At 66.2% G+C, this 19,108-nt stretch carries 14 protein-coding genes; 5 read left to right on the forward strand and 9 right to left on the reverse strand.

Features of this window, described 5'->3' with window-relative positions; translation table 11 throughout:
• Positions 1-150 precede the first annotated feature (150 nt).
• Positions 151-507: a hydroxyisourate hydrolase gene (gene uraH / locus ACEN9Q_RS13100; RefSeq protein ID WP_495628745.1), complete on the reverse strand. Its 357-nt coding sequence runs from the start codon at positions 505-507 to the stop codon at positions 151-153.
• Positions 508-619: 112 nt separating this feature from the next.
• Between uraH and ACEN9Q_RS13105 the strand changes: the two genes are divergently transcribed.
• Genes ACEN9Q_RS13105 through ACEN9Q_RS13120 form a run of 4 tightly spaced genes read left to right on the forward strand, consistent with a single transcriptional unit; the run spans position 620 to position 5,337 of the window.
• Positions 620-1,345 carry a GntR family transcriptional regulator gene (locus tag ACEN9Q_RS13105; protein ID WP_082547862.1) on the forward strand — a complete coding sequence of 242 codons (726 nt, stop codon included), beginning with the start codon at positions 620-622 and terminating at the stop codon, positions 1,343-1,345.
• 17 nt (positions 1,346-1,362) lie between these two features.
• Positions 1,363-2,307 (forward strand): allantoinase PuuE, encoded by a 945-nt coding sequence (gene puuE / locus ACEN9Q_RS13110; RefSeq protein ID WP_495628746.1) that lies wholly within the window; start codon positions 1,363-1,365, stop codon positions 2,305-2,307.
• 5 nt (positions 2,308-2,312) lie between these two features.
• Positions 2,313-4,085 (forward strand): 2-oxo-4-hydroxy-4-carboxy-5-ureidoimidazoline decarboxylase, encoded by a 1,773-nt coding sequence (gene uraD, locus ACEN9Q_RS13115; RefSeq protein ID WP_495628945.1) that lies wholly within the window; start codon positions 2,313-2,315, stop codon positions 4,083-4,085.
• Between the two features lies 1 nt (position 4,086).
• The gene (locus ACEN9Q_RS13120) at positions 4,087-5,337 is read left to right on the forward strand and encodes a M20 family metallopeptidase (RefSeq protein ID WP_495628747.1); all 1,251 of its coding nucleotides are present in this window, start codon (positions 4,087-4,089) and stop codon (positions 5,335-5,337) included.
• A 324-nt stretch (positions 5,338-5,661) separates the two neighbouring features.
• On the opposite strand, the gene ACEN9Q_RS13125 is transcribed toward ACEN9Q_RS13120, so the two are convergent.
• From ACEN9Q_RS13125 to ACEN9Q_RS13140, 4 genes are all read right to left on the reverse strand, one after another.
• Complete coding sequence (locus ACEN9Q_RS13125; RefSeq protein ID WP_495625417.1) at positions 5,662-6,633, reverse strand: IS110 family RNA-guided transposase; 972 nt, start codon at positions 6,631-6,633, stop codon at positions 5,662-5,664.
• Positions 6,634-6,944: 311 nt separating this feature from the next.
• Positions 6,945-8,357 carry a cytochrome P450 gene (locus ACEN9Q_RS13130; protein ID WP_495628748.1) on the reverse strand — a complete coding sequence of 471 codons (1,413 nt, stop codon included), beginning with the start codon at positions 8,355-8,357 and terminating at the stop codon, positions 6,945-6,947.
• A 116-nt stretch (positions 8,358-8,473) separates the two neighbouring features.
• A complete protein-coding gene (locus ACEN9Q_RS13135) occupies positions 8,474-11,392 on the reverse strand; it encodes an SIR2 family protein (protein ID WP_495628749.1) in 2,919 nt (972 codons plus the stop codon).
• Between the two features lie 3 nt (positions 11,393-11,395).
• Positions 11,396-12,037, reverse strand: a complete 642-nt coding sequence (locus ACEN9Q_RS13140; RefSeq protein WP_495628750.1) for a glycoside hydrolase family 19 protein — start codon at positions 12,035-12,037, stop codon at positions 11,396-11,398.
• Between the two features lie 296 nt (positions 12,038-12,333).
• Between ACEN9Q_RS13140 and ACEN9Q_RS13145 the strand changes: the two genes are divergently transcribed.
• Entirely contained in the window at positions 12,334-13,254 is a 921-nt protein-coding gene (locus ACEN9Q_RS13145) for an AraC family transcriptional regulator (protein WP_495628751.1), read from the forward strand.
• Between the two features lie 13 nt (positions 13,255-13,267).
• On the opposite strand, the gene ACEN9Q_RS13150 is transcribed toward ACEN9Q_RS13145, so the two are convergent.
• The 4 genes from ACEN9Q_RS13150 to ACEN9Q_RS13165 form a co-directional block, all read right to left on the reverse strand.
• Positions 13,268-15,517: a TonB-dependent receptor gene (locus ACEN9Q_RS13150; protein ID WP_495628752.1), complete on the reverse strand. Its 2,250-nt coding sequence runs from the start codon at positions 15,515-15,517 to the stop codon at positions 13,268-13,270.
• A 144-nt stretch (positions 15,518-15,661) separates the two neighbouring features.
• Positions 15,662-16,486 carry an isocitrate lyase/PEP mutase family protein gene (locus ACEN9Q_RS13155; protein WP_495628946.1) on the reverse strand — a complete coding sequence of 275 codons (825 nt, stop codon included), beginning with the start codon at positions 16,484-16,486 and terminating at the stop codon, positions 15,662-15,664.
• A 79-nt stretch (positions 16,487-16,565) separates the two neighbouring features.
• Entirely contained in the window at positions 16,566-17,996 is a 1,431-nt protein-coding gene (gene pyk, locus ACEN9Q_RS13160; protein WP_495628753.1) for a pyruvate kinase, read from the reverse strand.
• A gap of 93 nt (positions 17,997-18,089) precedes the next feature.
• Positions 18,090-19,040 carry an IS481 family transposase gene (locus tag ACEN9Q_RS13165; RefSeq protein WP_495626212.1) on the reverse strand — a complete coding sequence of 317 codons (951 nt, stop codon included), beginning with the start codon at positions 19,038-19,040 and terminating at the stop codon, positions 18,090-18,092.
• Positions 19,041-19,108 lie beyond the last annotated feature (68 nt).

Genomic DNA, 19,108 nt, shown 5'->3' on the forward strand with positions numbered 1-19,108 from the left:
ACCACAGCGGGCTCTGTGAGGGGCAAATCATCGCAACCACCGGCGTCGGGCTGGGCCCTTCTGCCGATGTGCTCCGCGGCGACATCTACAACTGTATACGATCTTGTCGAAAATGGGGAGATTTTTTATGACAAGAACAAGGCTTGATGCTTACGAGCCACGGTAGGTCGAATACGACCACGGGCTGACCAGCAGCGGCACGTGATAGTGGCCGGCCGCGTCCGAAATACCGAACTCGAGCGGCACGACGTCGAGGAAGGCCGGCTCGGGCAGGCTGACGCCCTTCTCGCGGAAGTACGCCGCGACGGCGAACGTCAGGCGATAGCGGCCGACCGCCATCGTTTCCGCATTCAGCAGCGCACCGCCGTCGTTGCGGCCGTCGCTGTTGAGCGTGAGCGTCCTGATCGTGCGCGCGCCGTTGCCGTCGAGCGCTTCGAGCGTCACGCGCATGCCGGCCGCCGGGCAGCCGTTCATGGTGTCGAGCACGTGGGTGCTGAGGTGTCCCATCTGTTTTCCTTTCTTGGTTGGCGAAAAAATTGCATACACTTTGTGTTTTCTTTTTTTGGAAAAGTGTATACACTCCAAGAACGATGTCAATCACTTATTGTGTAAAGCGACCATGAGCCGAGCCCGAACGCCCCTGAAGATCGTCCCGTTGACCCATGATACGCCCGCGGGCGCGCCGGCCGGCGGCGCCACGCAGCGCATCGTCGACGCCATCACCACCGCGATCGCCGAGCGCCGCCTGATGCCGGGCACCAAACTGTCCGAACAGAAGATCGGCGACATCTTCAAGGTGTCGCGCACCGTCGTGCGCCAGGCGTTCAACCAGTTGTCGCGCGACCGCCTCGTGGTGCTGGAACCGGCGCGCGGCGCGTTCGTCGCCACGCCCACGGCCGAGGAAGCGAACGACGTGTTCGAAGTGCGCACTATCCTCGAGACGGCCGTGACGAAGCAGCTGTGCGCGACGATCACCGACGCCCAGATCAAGCAGCTGCGCGAACACCTGCAGCTGGAACAGGCCGCCGTCGCCAACGCCGAAGTCCCGGGCCGCACCCGCCTGCTGGGCGACTTCCACCTCGTGCTGGCGCAGATGCTCGGCAACCAGGTGCTGGTGCAGATGCTGTCCGAGCTGCTGACGCGCTCCTCGCTGATCGCGCTGATGCGCCAGTCGTCGCAGTCGGCCGAGGAATCGCTGGACGAGCACGTGGCCATCGTCGACGCCTTCGAAAAGCGCGACGTCAAGGCGGCCATGCGCCTCGTCTCGAAACACCTGGCCAACGTGCAGCACAACCTGCACCTCGATCCGCAGCGCGTGGACCTGGCCGACATCCTTCACCCGTGAACCACGAACGAGCCATCATGACCCAACCCTACCCACGTGACCTCGCCGGCTACGGCCGCGAACAGCCGTACGCCGACTGGCCGGGACGCGCCCGCGTCGCCGTGCAGTTCGTCCTGAACTACGAAGAAGGCGGCGAGAACAGCGTGCTGCACGGCGACGCCGGCAGCGAACAATTCCTGTCCGAGATGTTCAACCCGGCGTCGTTCCCGACCCGTCACCTGTCGATGGAGAGCATCTACGAATACGGCTCGCGAGTCGGCGTCTGGCGCATCCTGCGCGAATTCGAAAAGCGCGGCCTGCCGCTGACGATCTTCGGCGTCGGCATGGCGCTGGAACGCTCCCCGGACGTGACGAGCGCGTTCAAGGAACTCGGCCACGAGATCGCCTGCCATGGCTGGCGCTGGATCAGCTACCAGAACATGGACGAAGCGGCGGAGCGCGCCGACATGGCGCGCGGCATGGACGCCATCGAACGCCTGACCGGCGAACGCGCGCTGGGCTGGTACACGGGCCGCGACAGCCCGAACACGCGCCGCCTCGTCGCCGACTACGGCGGCTTCGAATACGACAGCGACTACTACGGCGACGACCTGCCGTTCTGGCTCAAGGTGCGCAAGACGGACGGCACGCAGGCGCCGCAACTGGTCGTGCCGTACACGCTGGACACGAACGACATGCGGTTCGCGCTGCCCCAGGGTTTTTCGCACGGCGATCCGTTCCTGGCGTATCTGCGCGACGCGTTCGACGTCCACTACCAGGAAGGCGGCGACCGCCCGTCGATCCTGTCGATCGGCATGCACTGCCGCCTGCTGGGCCGGCCGGGACGCTTCCGCGCGCTGCAGCGCTTCCTGGACTACATCGAACAGCACGACCGCGTGTGGGTCGCGCGCCGCATCGACATCGCGCGCCACTGGAAGAACGTGCACCCCTACAACCCCGACACCGCATTCGCGTGGGAGTAATGACAATGTTAACGCTGGAGACACTCAACGCCGCCGACGAGGCGCATTTCACCGCGCTGCTGGACGGCGTCTACGAGCACTCGCCGTGGATCGCCGGCCGCGCCTGGGCCAGGCGCCCGTTCGCGACGCTCGCGCAACTGAAGCGCGGCCTCGTCGAAGCCGTGCGCGACGCCTCGCGCGACGAACAACTGGGCCTGATCCGCGCCCACCCGGAGCTCGCGGGCAAGGCGATGGTCAGCAAATCGCTGACGGCGGAATCGACGAATGAACAGAACAAGGCCGGCCTGACGAATTGCACGCCGGAGGAATTCGCGACGATCCAGAAGCTGAACGCCGACTACAACGCCAAGTTCGGCTTCCCGTTCATCCTCGCGGTGCGCGGCCCGCGCGGCCTCGGCCTGCAGAAGGCCGAGATCATCGCCACCTTCGCGCGCCGCCTGGGCAACGGGCCGGACTTCGAGTTCGCCGAAGCGCTGCGCAACATCCACCGCATCGCCGAGATCCGCCTGGACGACAAGTTCGACCAGCACCCGACGCTCGGCAACGACGTGTGGGACTGGCACGAACAGCTGGCCGCCCACACCGAACCCGGCTACGCCGAGCGCGGCGAGCTGTGCGTGACCTACCTGACCGATGCGCACCGCGCCACGGCGCTTCACCTGGCGCAGTGGATGCGCGAGGAATGCGGCTTCGACGACGTGACCATCGACGCCGTCGGCAACGTCGTCGGCATCTATCACGGCGCCGATCCCGCCGCCAAACGCCTGCTGACCGGCTCCCACTACGACACCGTCCGCAACGGCGGCAAGTACGACGGCCGCCTGGGCATCCTCGTGCCGATGGCCTGCGTGCGCGAACTGCACCGCCAGGGCAAGCGCCTCGCCTACGGCATCGAAGTCGTCGGCTTCGCCGAAGAGGAAGGCCAGCGCTACAAAGCCGTGTTCCTCGGCTCGGGCGCCCTCACCGGTTCGTTCGACGCGAACTGGCTCGATCAGAAGGACGCCGACGGCATCACGATGCGCGCCGCCATCGAGCACGCCGGCCTGAGGGTCGACGACATCGCCGCGCTGAAACGCGATCCGGCGCGCTACCTCGGCTTCGTCGAGACGCACATCGAACAGGGTCCGGTGCTGAACGACCTCGACCTGCCGCTGGGCGTCGTCACATCGATCAACGGCAGCGTGCGTTTCGTCGGCGAGATCGTCGGCGTCGCCAGCCACGCCGGCACCACGCCGATGACGATGCGCCGCGATGCCGCGGCCGCGGCGGCCGAACTGGTGCTGTTCGCCGAGAAGCGCGGCGGCGCGGTCGCCGACCTCGTCGCCACCGTCGGCATGCTGGAGGTGCCGAACGGCTCGATCAACGTCGTGCCGGGCCGCTGCCGCTTCTCGCTGGACGTGCGCGCCACGACCAATGAGGTGCGCGACGCCGCGGCCGCCGACATCCAGGCGGAACTGGCGGCCATCTGCGAGCGCCGCGGGCTGCAGTACAAGCTCGAGGAAACGATGCGCGCGGCCGCCGCCCCGTGCGCCGCCGATTGGCGCCAGCGCTGGGAGCGCGCCGTCGCGACGCTCGGCCTGCCGGTATTCCGCATGCCCAGCGGCGCCGGCCACGACGCGATGAAACTGCACGACATCATGCCGCAGGCCATGCTGTTCCTGCGCGGGCTGAACGCGGGCATCAGCCACAACCCGCTCGAATCCATCACCAACGACGACGCCGAACTGTGCGTCCAGGCGTACCAAGCCCTTCTCGACCAACTCGCATCGGACTTCTGACATGACCACGACCGCTACCAACAACACTGCCGCCCCCTACGAAGCGCTGGACTCCTGGATCGACGCCCATTTCGACGAGGAAGTGCGCTTCCTGCAGGAGCTCGTGCGCGTGCCGACCGACACCCCGCCGGGCAACAACGCCCCGCACGCCGAGCGCGCCGCCGACCTGCTGCGCGAATTCGGCTTCGACGCCGAGAAGCACTCGGTGCCGGCACCGACCGTCAAGGCGGCCGGCCTGGAAACGATCACGAACCTGGTCGTGCGCCGCAAATACGGCGCGGGCCGCACCGTGGCGATGAACGCGCACGGCGACGTGGTGCCGCCGGGCGACGGCTGGAGCCATGATCCGTACGGCGGCGAAGTCGTCGACGGCCAGCTGTTCGGCCGCGCCGCCGCCGTCAGCAAGTGCGATTTCGCGACCTTCACGTTCGCGACCCGCGCCCTGGAAGCGCTGGGCGCCCCGCTCAAGGGCGGCGTCGAACTGTACTTCACCTACGACGAGGAATTCGGCGGCGAACTGGGCCCGGGCTGGCTGCTGCAGCAAGGCCTCGTCAAGCCCGACCTCCTGATCGCCGCGGGCTTCAGCTACCAGGTCGTCACCGCGCACAACGGCTGCCTGCAGATGGAAGTGACGGTCAACGGCAAGATGGGCCATGCGGCCGTGCCGGAAACGGGCGTCGACGCGCTGCAGGCCGCGACCCGCATCCTCGTCGCGCTGTACGACCAGAACACCCAGTACAAGCAGGTCAAGAGCCAGGTCAAGGGCATCAACCACCCTTACCTGAACGTGGGCCTGATCGAAGGCGGCACCAATACCAACGTCGTGCCGGGCAAGGTCGTGCTGAAGCTCGACCGCCGCATGATCCCGGAAGAGAACCCGCTCGAGGTCGAAGCGACGCTGCACAAGGTGATCCAGGACGCCGTCGCCGACTGCCCCGGCATCACCATCGAGATCAAGCGCATGCTGCTGGCGAACGCATTGAAGCCGCTGGACGGCAACCAGCCGCTGGTCGACGCCCTGTCGCGCCACGCCACCAGCGTGTTCGGCGAGGAGATCGGCGCGGCCGGCACGCCGCTGTACACGGATGCGCGCCTGTTCGGCGAGGCGGGCGTCCCGGCCGTGCTGTACGGCTGCGGTCCGCGCACGGTCGGTGAGAGCAACGCCAAGCGCGCCGACGAGCACATCGACCTGGAAGACCTGCGCCGCGCGACCAAGGTCGTCGCGCGCACGCTGTTCGACCTGCTCGACTAAGGCGTCCTCCGCTCTCGTGGCAGCGGGCGCTCCGGCGCCCGTTTTCATTGTCGCGCCGCCCACGCGTTCAGCCGGTGCATGAATAACCGGCGTGCCCGTCCATGTCGGAGCCGGCTGCGCGTGGGCACGGGGTGCCCACCCTACGGGCGCATGCACGATGTCGTAGGGTGGGCGGCCCCAGCCCACGCGCACGCATGCGGCACGCGAACGTCACACATGCGCACGGTATCGTAGGGTGGGCGGCCCCCGCCCACGCGCACGCATGCGACACGCGAACGTCACATATGCGCACGATGTCGTAGATACCGTCTTGTGCGTCAAGCTTCACATGGCGTAATTCGGGTCATATGGCCTGCCTGAGTGCACAACACCAAAGCACAGGTGGGCCAGCTTGCGCATGCAGGCACCGATGACGGCCATCTTGGTCTTGCCTTTGGCGAGCAAACGGTCGCTGAAGGATTTGATGTGAGGGTTCCAGCGGCGGGCCACCACGGCTGGCATGTAAAGCAGCTTGCGCAGGTGCGATGGGCCAGCCTTGGATAGGCGAGGACGTTTATGCACCGACGAACCTGAGTCCCACTGTACCGGCACCAGGCCAAGATAAGCGGCCAGTTGCTCGGCAGTGTCGAAGGTTTTAGCGGCAAACAGCGCGGTCAGGTTACTCGAGACACGCTCGCCCACGCCAGGAATCGTCTCCAGCAGATCCTGCTTGTTGCGCAAATCAGGATCGTTGTCGATATGCTCTTCGATCATCTGTTCCAGACGCTTGAGCTCAGCCTGCAAAAACCTGAGCGACTGCATGATCGACTGCTTGACCTCGTCCGGTGATACACCGAAATCGATGGCCTCCTGACGGTTTTGTTCGCGCTGCAAATCATCGGCAATAGCGTCACGGCGCGTCAGCAGGGCTTTCAGGTGACGCGCAGATTTCGACGGCGGTTGCCAAGCTACGGGTTTCAATGTCTCGCCGTAGCGCGCCAGTACGGTACTGTCGGCTTTATCGGTCTTGTTCTTGACGCCCAGTCCTTGGGCAAACTGCCGCAGCTGGGCCGGATTAGCCAGTGACAGTTTCAAGCCCGCATCGGTCAGCGCCAGCGCGGCCGGTTCGTGATACACACCGGTCGGCTCCATGATCACATGCGCATCAGGCGCTTTGTTTGTGGCCAGCCATTCAATCAGTTCTTCGAATCCAGCCTTTGTGTTGGATAACGATTTGGACTTCAACTTGCCGTTCTTAGTATCGAGCAGCATGCAGTCCAGTTTTTTCTTCGAAACGTCTACGCCAAGATAAAACATTTGATCTTCCTTGTGTTCTTGATTTTCCCTATCCACTCCACACTCGCCTTGTACATGCAGGGTCAGAGCCCTCGGATACCGTCCAGTGTTCAGTCATGGGGTGGGGAGAGGTGAAGGGCCTAATCTACTCCACAAGGTCAACGCCTTCAGGGTGGGCACAAGCTGGTCTTCACCTCAGTTAGTGGTAGCTAATCACCAACACGCTCAAGATACAAGGGTGGGCGGCCCCCGCCCACGCGTTCAACCGGCGCGTGAATGACCGGGGTCCGTCCGTGTCGGAGCCGGCTGCGCGTGGGCACGGGGTGCCCACCCTACCGGGCCGTCAGGCGCAGCGCCAGCGGCGTCTCCGGCCGCAGGGTGATGTTGAAGACGGGCCGCGGCGGCGCCATCCCGCTTGGCACGGCGACCGAGTAGCGCTGCAGGAACATGGCCGCGAGCAGCGTCATCTCGGCCAGCGCTAGATGCTGGCCCAGGCACACGCGCGGCCCCGTCCCGAACGGCATGAACGCGCCGCGCGGGATGGCCGGGGCGCCTTCCGCGAAGCGCTCGGGGCGGAACGCCTGCGGCTCCGGGAACCAGCGCGCGTCGTGGTGCATCAGGTGCAGCGGCACCGCGAAAATCGTCCGCGCCGGGAGCTGCCAGGCGCCCAGCGTGACGGGCCGCAGCGCGCGCCGCGAGATCAGGACCGGCGCGGCCGGATACAGGCGCAGCGTCTCCTGCAGGGTGCGCCCCAGGTAATCCAGCGCCGGCAGATCCGCGGCCGTGGGCGCCCTGCCCTGCAGCACGGCGTCGACCTCCGCGCGCGCGGCCGCCTGCGCGTCCGGATGCGCGGCCATGCACCAGGACCACCACGTCAGGGTCGCGGCCGTCGTCTCGTGGCCGGCCAGGAACGCCGTCATGCACTCGTCGCGCACGGCCTTGAGCGGCCACGCCGCCGGGTCCTCGACGTGCAAGGTCAACAAGCGGGTGAGCAGGTCCTGCGGCCAGTCCTCCCGCGCCATCTTCAGGCGCGCGTCGACCTGGCGGTCGATCAGGCGGTCGAGCGTGGCGCGGGCGCGGCGTTTGGTGCGCTTCCACGGCATCCAGTCCGGCCAGCTGGCGGGCCAATACATCTCGGCATTGCCGGCGACGGAGCACACGTGCACGGCCCACTCGGCCTCGCGCGCGTCGGCCGCGATCCCGCTGGAGAACATCATCCGCACGATCACCTCCATGCCCAGCGACGTGAACGCGCTCTCGATCGGCCATGCATCGTCCGCCCGCGGCCAGTGCGCGAACGCGGCGTCGGCGGCGGACGCGATGGCGGGCATGAACGCCTGCACGGCCCTCGGGCTGAACGCGGGCTGCAGTGCCTGGCGTTTCGTGCGCCACGCGGCGCCCTCGGACGTGAGCGTGCTGTGGCCGTGCACCTGCGCGAATACCTCGATGCCGCGTTCCCAGCGGACCAGCGCGTCGTGCTGGTCGACGAGCAGATCGCGCACCAGTTGCGGATGGGTGACGATGACCTGGTGCTCGGGCCAGATGGGCAGGTGCACCATGTCGCCGTACTCGCGCCGCCAGCCCGACAAGGTGCCGAGCATGTCGCCCGACATCTGGCGCAGGAAGCGCCAGCCCGTCAGGCCGGCCGGCGGGCCGGGAGGCCAGGTGCCGGGTGGATGGGATGCCGGGGCCGCATGCGTCGCGCCGGCATGGAAGGGGCAGGATGGGGGCGTGGTCGTTTTCATGCCATGCATTGTCGGCCGGGGGCGCGGCGCGGTATTGAACGGAAACGACATGGCTCGATACGGCAACGGTATTTGAAAATGGCGTCTCGTTCGAACGCGAGCGCCTGCCCTGCGTTTCAATGCGATAGCACTTTCGAGCTGGCAAGGCTTTCATAACTTTCTTTTGCCAGTTTCAACAGCACGTTATTTTCGCCCTGGCGGGCCGAAATCTCCTTGAGGATTTTTCTCAGTTGTAGGAGCGCGTCGTCGGTCGAATTTTCTCGAGAAGCGATCAATGCCAGACCATATTCCCCATACAGGCGGCCGGTCGGGACGTGCTCGTTTTCGGCAAGCCGCGTGAACCGCTGCCTCGCCTTGTCGATGACGGGCCCGGCGTTCTTTGGCTCCGCATCGGCTTTACGCAGCAATGCGAAACCGATGCGGGGATCCGTTTGATAGCCGAGTTCGCCGCCATACCGTTCTTCGTTCGCTTCCGCATCGAGATACTGCTTTTCCGCCGCATTCGGCTTCTTCTCCATCAGTTTCACGTCGCCCGCCATCATGCACACACGGGCCTTGATCCAGAATTTCCTCGGACAGGATTTCACGAACCGCTTGGCGTTACCGATGTGGATCCGGGCTTCGAAGATACGGTCCTGCTTCGCGCAGATCCGCGCTTTCCAGGCACTGGCAAGCGCCCGCAGGTCGTTGTCCTGGTCCGTCAGCAACTGCAAACCCTGGTCGATGTATTTCATGGCCTGGATGTCGGAGCCCTCTTCGATATATGTCCAGCCCAGTGCATCGATGTTCAGCAGCGCCCGCGTGCGTTTGTCCAGGTCGCTGGCCATCGCCATCGCCTTATTGACGAAATACAGCCGGTGACCGTTCAGGAAACGGCTGTCCATGTAGTGGACCAGCAGAAGCAGGAAGTCCACGATGATCGGCTGATCTTCGGCCCACCACATCAGGCTTTCGATGATGGGCCAATACGGATCGATCTTTACGAACTCTTCCCGGACGAGCGCATTCCAGTATCGTTCGGGAATCTCGGGCCGGCAAACGACGCCGTCCGCGCTCAGGAAGGCGAGAAGATGACGGGCGAGCTCGGTGCGGGCATGATTCAGCTGCACCTGGTCGATCAGATTTTGACGGCTGAGCGCCTCCTTGATCGTCCGGTGCATGAAATAGTTGTCGTACAGTGCGTCATAGCCGAGCAGGCCGAATCGCAGGCAAGTCTGCAGGGCCTGCTGGAGCACATTGTCGTCCGCGGTTTTCGCCGCGCATTTCAACAATGCCGACGGCACCCATTCTTCGGCGGGAAACGCCGCCATCGCTTCGACCACGCGGCGCGCTTCCCCGTCCACCGGCAGTTTTTCCCAGATCGCGGCCGTGATCGAATCGAAGACCGGTTCGATTCCCTGGCTCCCGCCGGCGCGGGAACGCTCGATTGCCGCGTCGAGCCAATCGTCCTTCGGCGCCCCGTTGATCAGGCCCAGCGCCAATCGGATCGCCTGGGGATTCCCCATCGTCAGATCGACCACCTTTTTCTCGACGGTGGCGAGCGCATCGAAATGGCGGCGCAGCATGATGGCGCGCGCGTGTTCGTGCACCATTTTGACCGCATCGGCGCCGCCGAGCCGCGTCACCTCGACCATGAATCCCGCCACGACGGCGGTTCGCGTCGTCACGACGATTCTGCTGCGGGCATAGGAGAAATTCCCGATGTCTTCCAGCCAGGCCTTGATATCGTCGAAGCGCGTGGCCTCCGCGTCGCGCTGCTCCTCCGCCCGCGATTGATGTTGATCGGCGCGCGGATCGTCGAGATCCTCGATCACGATCAGCACACGGCGCTCCTGCAGCAGCGCCTCGATCTTGTGGCGCAGCCGTTCCGATTCGCTGTCGTCCAACTGTACGTTGCCGTCCAGCTGGGATGTAATCGAACTGAAGATCTGGTCCAGCGTGTGGAAGCCGCCGTTCTTCCGCAAGACCGGGCGGATCCAGATAATCTGTTCGAAACCCTCTATCCAGAGCGAGCGATTGCTGGGCTGGAGCTTCTTCTTGGCGGCGTCGGCCACCAGATGCGTTTTACCGACGCCGGCTTCCCCTCTCACCACGATGACACGGAATTCGGACGACAGCCCGCTCCTGATCCGATCGGTCACGCGCTCGCTCCTCACGGAATACGGGTGCCTCATCAGCAAGGGACTGCTCGCTGGAAATTTCCTTGTCCCGAGTACCTGCTGGCGTCGGCGTTCCATGCTGTTCAGCGACCTGCTGAATTGCTGCAGCCATTCTTCGATCTTCCTTTCCGCATCGGACGTCCCGGGCCTTGCGTCGATCGGGATCACCGTGACCCCGCGCGCCTTCATGGCGAGGATGGACAATTCCGTCGGTTGAAACTGGATCGCATAAATCAATGGCGGGGTCGTGCCGGTCTGGAAGACCGCATTTCCGAGAATCATTGCCAGGTTCGGATCGCTGAAGCTGTAGCCGATGAACAGGACGGTCCGCGTCTGCAGTTCGACTTTCAACAGGTCCGCCACCGCCGGGTTCTTGGCCGCATAGCTGTAGAAGTCGCGCGCCGTCAGCACGATGGAATTCGGATCGGCCAGGTCCCCGTGGAGCTTGATGATCGACAGCATGGACGTGTCGGACAAACCGACGTGCGACGCGTTGTAGATGACGTGCCGGTTGATCTGTTTTTTCTGGGACGCCTGTTCGAGGAGGTTATCGAAATTGGTCGTATAGATGCGTTGAACCGGCAGCGACACGAGCAGCTCGTGGGTTTTATTGACCCGGAATTTCACGTGGCCCAACTGTTCTTTCAAGTGCTGGACCAGTGCACTGCGCCCATGCTTGACTTCATACAGCTCGGCGACCTGTAATAGATCGAGGTCGTCGGCATCGGGACCGAGTTCCTCTTTCAGGGGCGCCATCAGCTTTTTCCAGGTGGGCAGCCGGGAAGCAAGCGACACCCCCGCACCGACGAAGATCGTGCCGTTGCCGCGTACAAACCGTTCGACCAGCAAGCGGTCGACCTGCGGGGGATTTTCCATACGTCAGGCGCCCAATGCCGCGCTCAATCGCGCAAACAGCGCCTCGCGCTGCGCCAGCGCCTGTTTTCCACCGTTGATGATCATGGTCATCCGAACGAAGTCTTCCTCCCTGGGATGGCCCGCACCGGAATCCGCCAGGGCATTCAAATGATGCGCCTGCCAAAAGTACGCTGCGCTGCGCGCGGCATTGCCGCGTTCTCCCAGCATTTCGGGTTTGTCCTGCAATGGCAGGCCGATCTGCTTCGCGACCTGGCCATAATTGGTTCGCCCGGTAATCTGCAGCAGGCCGCGTCCCCGGAAGCGAAAACCGTCGCCGGATGCCACGTCGCCGTTTCCCATCCGGTTCGCGTACACGAAATTTCCCAGCGCCTCGGGGTTGCGCAGATAAGCGGCGGCGTTTGCGCCGCCGGGAAAGCGGCTGGGCCAGACCTTGCCCAGTCGTAGCGCCGTGGTAAAGAAAAGATTTTCCTCCAATACACTGAAGCCGGCCGACTCGATGCCGGTTTGTGCAATGAAAGCCGCCGCCCGGGACGGGGTCGTGATGTCGAATTCGGGCATGACCTGGTTGAGTGTTTCGGCCCAACCGTCCGGATCCTGACATTGCGGCAGCTTTTCCCTCAACAGCTGGCCTGTGATGGAAACCATGATGTGTCCTTTCAGGTCGACGTTCGCATGGCGTGCACTTCCGCACGGTCTAATCCCGTCTTTGTTTCCAGGATCAAGTTCTTTTATTGATGGCCGGTTTCACGTCGAGCCGCAGCCGATTGATACAATAATTTACACACATCGAGAAACCAGGTAACGAAAACTTAATTCGGTTCAAGATTGAATTTATTAATCCGCAAACTTGAATCCATATAAAAAGCGTGCACACGGGCCATGGCATGGCTGCGGGCAGTCCTGTGAACGAAATGACATCGTTGCTATACTTGCACGCCATGATGCCGACCCAACCCCTGACCTGCCCCGACCCGCTCGCGCGCGCGCCGCGCGCCGCGCCGTCCGGCCGGCCGACCGACTGGCTGCGCCTGCCCCCGCCCTCGCTGCAGGGCGCGCTCGTCGCGCTGGCCGGGCGCGATACCCGCGGCCTGCACCTCGACGATGTCCAGCGCCTGTCGCATTTCCCGTCGTCGCCGCTCGTCACGCTGTCGTGGTTCCGCGACGTCGACATCGGCCAGGTCACGCAAGGCGCGCACGGGCTGGCATGGCAACCGTTCGGCTCATCCTGCGTCGTCTCGGGCACGCAGGCCGATCCCAGCACGACCTGGGCGCCGACGACGGGACACGGCTGCATGGCGCTCTTCCGCGCCGACGCCGCGCAAGCCCTGTTCGGGCTCGATCTCGCGCGCATCCAGGACCGGTTCGTGCCGGCGGCAGACGTCATGGGCGCCGAATGGACGCCGTTCTGGGACGCGCTGCGCGCCAGCGCCGACGAGGATCTGGCCGGCGTGCTGGAGCGCCACCTCGCGCGCCGCTGGCAGGCGCTGCGCGGGCGCGATTCCGGCCAGGCGTCGCTGCGCCAGCTCGGCCGGCACTGGGTCGAACGCCTCGCGTGGCAGGCGCACGAGTGGCGGCGCGAACACAGCCCGCGGCACGTCGAGCGCCGCATCAAGTCGTTCAGCGGCCGCTCGCTGCGCGAATGGCAGGCGATCGTGCGCACCGAAGGCCTGTTCTTCGCCGCGCGCGACCGCCACGATGCCGGCCAGCGGCTCGACTGGGCCGCGATGGCGCTGGACGAAGGCTTCGCCGACCAGGCCCACATGACGCGCGCCGTGCGCCGCATCACCGGGTTCGCGCCGGCGGAATTCGCGCGCCGCTTCGTCGACGACGAGTCGTTCTGGATGTACCGGCTGTGGGTGTGAAGCGTGTGCAGGCTCAGTCGAACGTCCAGCGCACGCCGAAGCGGATCGTGCGCGGGGCGCCGGGCGCATAAAAGGCCGAGTGCACGACGCGGGCATCGCCGCCCCGTGCCATGAACGTGCCGTCCGCCGTGAAGCCGGTGGCGCCGAGCTGCGCCGCCGTCGCGTAGCGCCGGTCGAACAGGTTGTCGACCTGGGCGAACAGGCGCAGGCGCGGCGCCGGCGCAAAGGTCGCCCCGAGGTCGAACACGGCATGGCCCGCCGTCCTGCCGCTGCCCAGGAACCCCGTGCCGTCCGGACGATGCAGGCCGTTCTCGTTGCCGCGCGCCGTCGAATCCGATACGGCCTGCACGCCCAGTTCCGCCGACCACGCGGGCGTGACGTGCCATTCCGCGCGCGCCTTGACCACGTGGCGCGGCATCAGGGGCAGGCGGTCGCCGGGGCGGACCGCGATATTGCCGTCCGCATCCGCGCTGCTGTTGCCGGCACCGTTGATGGTCTCCCCGCTTTCGAACGTCGCGGCCAGGTAGGTGTAGTGCACGGACATCGCCACCGTGCCGGCATGGCCGTCGGCGCCCAGCTCGACGCCCTGGCGGCGCGTGCGGCCGACGTTGCGGAAATAGCCGAAGCCCGCCGCGTCGTCGGCGACGAACAGGATGTCGTCGTGGTTCGTCGCGCGGAACACGCCGGCGCTCCAGCGCACGCCGCGGATCGTCCCGCGCACGCCCGCTTCCCACGTGCGGGTGACGACCTGCCGCAGCGGCGGGTCGCCCGCCATCGCGTTCGGCAGCTTGCATGGATTCGCCGGATCGGCGCAGCCCAGTTCCACCGCGGTCGGCGTGCGGCTGCCTTCGTCGTAGCCGGCATAGGCATTCAGTTGCCGCGACGGCGACCACGTCATGCCGGCCGCGGGATTGAAGCGGCCGTAGCGATGGTCGCCGTCCAGCGAACCGTTGCCGCCGCCGGGATGGATGCGGTCGCGGTTGTGGACGGCCGTGCGGTTGTAGCGGCCGGACAGGGTCAGGTGCAGGCCGTCGCGCAGGCGCAGCGTGTCCGTCGCATACACGCTCCACGTGCGCGCGCGGCCGTCGAGGTCGACCGCCCTGTCGTCGTCGAACACGCCGACCGGCGCGATGCCGCGGTCCGGATTCACGGCGCCGAATTGCACGCTCTGGCGGAAGTCCACGCGGCTGGCGTCGAACGCCGCGCCGGCCGTCAGCCCGCCGGACATGGACGCCTGTCCGCTCAATCCCGCACTCGTCTGCGTGCTGGCCGTGCGGTTGACGAGTCCATTCGGCGCGTCGTCTACGAGCGCATCGTCGTTCAGGTCCCCGTTGACGGTCGACGTGCGGATGTGGCGGTAGTAGGCGTTCCCGGACAACTGGACGCCGGCGCCGACGTCGCGGCTGGCCGTCAGATTCAGCAGCGCGGCGCGGTCCCTGGTCACGTCCGGCTTCGTGTAGACGCTGGCGGCGTCCCGCGCGAGCAGCCGCTCCTCCTGCAAGCCGTTACCGGCAAGGTGGCTGGACGAGAACGCGGCACTCAGCGCCACGTCGCTCGACCCGCCGCGCCATCCGGCCTTGCCGAACAACTGGCCGAGGCGCGTGGGCGAATCGTCGCGCCAGCCGTGGTCGCGAAACGCGGTGCCGGTCACGTACCAGTGCAGGCCGCGTCCGTCATGGCCGCCGTGCTCGAATCCGGTCTCCGCGCGGCCGTAGCCGCCCGCCTGCGCATCCAGCACCGTGCCGGGATCGTGCTCGCCATCCTTGGTCCGGACGACGAGCGCGCCGCCCAGCGTGTTCAGTCCGAACAGCGGATTCGAGCCCGGCATCAGTGTCACCGACGCGATGGCGGCGCGCGGGATCAGGTCCCAGCCGACGACGTCGCCGAACGGCTGGTTCATGCGCACGCCGTCCATGTACACCGACAGTCCCTGCGGCGTGCCGAGCAGCGGCGACGCCGTGAAGCCGCGGTAGTTGACGTCCGGCTGGAGTGGATTGCCCTGGATTTCGTTGACGAAGACGCTGCCCAGCCGGCGGTTCAACGCGTCCGGCAGCGTGGCGCCGTCCGTAGCGTTGACGGCGGCGCCGTCCAGGGTCTGCACGTTCGCGGCGATCCGTTCGCGCGCGACGCCCAGGCCCGGCAGCGGCGACGTGCCGACGATTTCGACGACGGCCGGCAATGGATCGGCTGCAGCGCCTCCGTGCCAGAGGGCCGCGACGGCGGCCGCCAGCACGGCCGCGCGCAGGTTCGTACGTTGTGCCATGGTCGGTGGGGTCCCTGTCTCCGTGATAGTTTGTCGCTGCTATCACTGCAGGAACCATTCCAGGGCCAGGCGCTACGGCATCGACGGCCGCACGCACGCCACTGCGCCACTTCGGATCACCCGGGTGTTCCGTTCCGGTACAACTCAGGCCGGCGCGAAGATGCGATTCAGCGTCGCGGCGTCGAGCGCATCGTCCGCGTAGGCGAAGGTCCCCTGCTCCAGGACTTCGCGCGCGGCGCGCACGAGCGCCCCGTACGCGGCGCGCGCGAGCGACGCGCCCAGGCTCACGCGCGTGACGCCGAGACGGGCCAGTTCGGGAACCGTGAGCGGCATGCCGGGCATGCCCATCATGATGTTGACCGGCCGGTCGACCGACCGCACGACTTCCGCGATCTCGTCCGCGGTGCGCAGGCCCGGTGCGAACAGCACGTCCGCGCCGGCCTCCTGGTATGCCTGCAGGCGGCGGATGGTGTCGCCGAGATCCGGCCTGCCGACGCGGAAGTTTTCGGCGCGGCCCGTCAGCACGAACTTGAAGCCGAGCGAGCGTGCCGCCTCGGCCGCCGCGCGGATGCGGTCGGTGGCAAGGCCGATGTCGTACAGCGGCTCGTCCGGATCGCCGGTCGCATCCTCGATGGAGCCGCCCACGATGCCCGTCGCCGCCGCGTCGATGATCGTACGGGCCGCATCGTCGGCGGATGGGCCGAAGCCCGACTGCAGGTCGGCGGACAGCGGCAGGTCCGTCGCCGCGGCCAGTTGGGCCAGGTGCGGCAGCATGTCCTGCACGGTGATGGTCGGATCCGTCTTCCCTTGCGAGAACGCGAAGCCGGCGCTGGTGCCGGCGAGCGCCGGCACACCCAGGTGCTGCAACAGCTTCGCCGATCCCGCGTCCCACGGGTTCGGGATGACGAAGCAGTTGCCGCGCCGGTGCAGGTCGACGAACGCCTGCGCTTTTTCCAACTGGGTCTTCATGTGCTCCATGGTGCGCATCTCCTGTCGGTGGTGGGATGCTACGTTACCAGACACGCCACGCGGGAAGATGCGCGGAATGTCACATGCCGGGTTCCTCGCCCACGCGCACGACGTGCAGCAGGTTCGTGCGGCCCGGGCGGCCGGACGGGAAGCCCGCCACCACCACGACGTCGTCGCCCACGTCGGCCAGGCCGTGCTGCTGCGCGGCCGCGACGCCGTCCGCCACCATGCGCTCGAACCCCTCGGCTTCCTGGAACGGCACCGGATGCACGCCCCACACGAGCGCCAGGCGGCGAGCGATCTCGGCGCGCGGCGTCAGCGCGAGGATAGTCGCGGACGGCCGCTCGCGGCTCGCGCGCAGGCACGTCGCGCCGCTGGCCGTGTACGTCACCGTCGCGGCGGGCGCCAGCAGGTTGGTCACGCGGCGCAGCGCGCAGCAGATGGCGTCGGCCGTCGTCCTGTCGGCCGGCTTGTGGCTCGCGTCCAGGCCGTCGCGCCAGCGCGGGTCCTGCTCCACTTCGCGGATCACGTTGTCCATCACGGTGACCGACTGCACCGGATACTGGCCCGACGCCGATTCGGCCGACAGCATGACGGCGTCGGCGCCCTCGTAGATCGCGGTGGCGACGTCGGACACTTCGGCGCGCGTCGGCACCGGCGCGGACGTCATCGATTCCAGCATCTGCGTGGCGACGACGACGGGCCGGCCGGCGGCGCGCGCGGCATGCACGATCCGGCGCTGCAGCACGGGCACCTGTTGCGGCGGGAGTTCCACGCCCAGGTCGCCGCGCGCCACCATGATGCCGTCGGCCAGCGCGACGATACCCTCCAGCGCATCGATCGCGGCGGGCTTTTCCAGCTTGGCCATGATCCACGCGCGGTCGCCGATCAGGGCGCGCGCCTCGACGATGTCTTCGGGGCGCTGCACGAACGACAGCGCGACCCAGTCCACGCCCAGCGCCAGGCCGAACGCCAGGTCGGCGCGGTCCTTGCTCGTCAGCGGCGAGATCGGCAGCACGACGCCCGGCACGTTGACGCCCTTGCGGTCCGACAGCACGCCGCCGGCCATCACGGTCGTCTCGGCGAAGTCGGGGCCGCAGGCGTCCACGCACAGGCGCAGCTTGCCGTCGTCCAGCAGCAGGTCGGTGCCGGGGCGCAGCGCGGCGAAGATTTCCGGGTGCGGCATGCCGGCGCGGGCCGCCGTGCCCTCGGCGCTGTCGAGGTCGAGGCGGAAGCGGCTGCCCGTCTCCAGCATCGCCTTGCCGCCGGCCATGCGGCCGACGCGCAGCTTGGGTCCCTGCAGGTCCATCAGGATGCCGATGGGACGACCGATGTCGCGCTCGACGGCGCGGATCGTGTTGAAGCGCGCGGCGTGGTCGTCGTGGCTGCCGTGGCTGAAGTTGAGGCGGAAGACGTCGGCGCCGGCCAATGCCAGCGCATAGATTTGATCGGGGGTGGAACTGGAGGGGCCGAGTGTGGCCAGGATGCGGGCGCGGCGTTGGCGTAGCATGGGATCAGTCCTAGTCTTGGAATAAAAAAAAAACGGGTACGCCGCCGCCGCGGCGTACCCGCTAAAGGGAAGTCTCGGGTGCGCGAACGTGGTCTAGGTGTGAAGTTGCAAGAGGTTGTTTCGGTTGGTTGAGAGCCTGGACATCGGTGCTTTGCCGCCGATGCCTTGGTGCGGGCGATGCCAGTTGTAGTGATGGATCCAGTCGCGCAGCATGTTGGCGCGCTCGCTTGAGGTCTTGTAGACGAAGCCGTAAGCCCATTCACGCAGCGCTGACTGGATGAAGCGCTCGGCCTTGCCGTTGGTCTGTGGCCGGTAGGGCTTGGTAAAGCGATGCTTCAGTTCCAGGCCTGCGCAAATCCGGCCAAAGCTCTTTGCCCGGAAAGGTGAGCCGTTATCGGTCAGTAGACGTTTGGGCCTGACCCCCAGCGAGCAGTAATACGCGTGGGCGTTGGCCAGGAAGCGACAGGCGCTTTCCTGCGATTCGTCAGGATACAGCTCGGTGTACGCGATACGCGCATGGTCATCGACTGCCACGAACAGCACTTCCCATCCGGCACCACGGCTGCGATCACGCCGGTCGCCGGTGGCGCGATGTCCGGTCTTTTCGATACGCCCAAGTTTCTTCGTGTCGATATGGATAAGATCACCCGGCTTTTCATGTTCATAACGCTGCACCGGCTCGGCCGGCTCCAGATCGGACAGTCGCGCCAGCCCAGCGCGCGCCAACACCCGGCTCACGGTCGCTTTCGATAGCGCCAGATACTCGGCGATGCGTGCCTGCGTCAACCGTTTCTTGCGCAGTTCGACGATCGTCAGCGCCTTCGATTCGTCGATGGCACGTGGGCTGTGATTCGGACGCGATGAACGATCGGTCAATCCAGCCTTGCCTTCAGCCAGAAACCGTCCCACCCACTTGCGCACAGTCGGGGCGCTGACGCCGTATAGCTGCGCCACGTGACAGGCCGGCAGGCGGGCCTTGAGGACGTCTTGGACCATTTCGACTCGACGAACGAAGGTCAATCGGGCATTCTTATGGATGTTCATTCGGTTGGCTTCCTTGAGAACTGGGGGTTTGGCGATTTCCAGTTTCTCAATTCCAATCCGAATGAACA

This window comes from Massilia sp. Masssp93, from assembly GCF_059491295.1.

What these genes read in the sequence shown, in the direction of transcription:
- ACEN9Q_RS13145 (WP_495628751.1), top strand. Translation starts at nt 12,334, where the DNA reads ATGCCGACCCAACCCCTGACCTGCCCCGACCCGCTCGCGCGCGCGCCG.
- uraH (WP_495628745.1), bottom strand. Translation starts at nt 507, where the DNA reads ATGGGACACCTCAGCACCCACGTGCTCGACACCATGAACGGCTGCCCG.
- ACEN9Q_RS13120 (WP_495628747.1), top strand. Translation starts at nt 4,087, where the DNA reads ATGACCACGACCGCTACCAACAACACTGCCGCCCCCTACGAAGCGCTG.
- ACEN9Q_RS13150 (WP_495628752.1), bottom strand. Translation starts at nt 15,517, where the DNA reads ATGGCACAACGTACGAACCTGCGCGCGGCCGTGCTGGCGGCCGCCGTC.
- ACEN9Q_RS13155 (WP_495628946.1), bottom strand. Translation starts at nt 16,486, where the DNA reads ATGAAGACCCAGTTGGAAAAAGCGCAGGCGTTCGTCGACCTGCACCGG.
- ACEN9Q_RS13135 (WP_495628749.1), bottom strand. Translation starts at nt 11,392, where the DNA reads ATGGAAAATCCCCCGCAGGTCGACCGCTTGCTGGTCGAACGGTTTGTA.
- ACEN9Q_RS13105 (WP_082547862.1), top strand. Translation starts at nt 620, where the DNA reads ATGAGCCGAGCCCGAACGCCCCTGAAGATCGTCCCGTTGACCCATGAT.
- ACEN9Q_RS13165 (WP_495626212.1), bottom strand. Translation starts at nt 19,040, where the DNA reads ATGAACATCCATAAGAATGCCCGATTGACCTTCGTTCGTCGAGTCGAA.
- pyk (WP_495628753.1), bottom strand. Translation starts at nt 17,996, where the DNA reads ATGCTACGCCAACGCCGCGCCCGCATCCTGGCCACACTCGGCCCCTCC.
- ACEN9Q_RS13125 (WP_495625417.1), bottom strand. Translation starts at nt 6,633, where the DNA reads ATGTTTTATCTTGGCGTAGACGTTTCGAAGAAAAAACTGGACTGCATG.
- ACEN9Q_RS13130 (WP_495628748.1), bottom strand. Translation starts at nt 8,357, where the DNA reads ATGAAAACGACCACGCCCCCATCCTGCCCCTTCCATGCCGGCGCGACG.
- ACEN9Q_RS13140 (WP_495628750.1), bottom strand. Translation starts at nt 12,037, where the DNA reads ATGGTTTCCATCACAGGCCAGCTGTTGAGGGAAAAGCTGCCGCAATGT.
- puuE (WP_495628746.1), top strand. Translation starts at nt 1,363, where the DNA reads ATGACCCAACCCTACCCACGTGACCTCGCCGGCTACGGCCGCGAACAG.
- uraD (WP_495628945.1), top strand. Translation starts at nt 2,313, where the DNA reads ATGTTAACGCTGGAGACACTCAACGCCGCCGACGAGGCGCATTTCACC.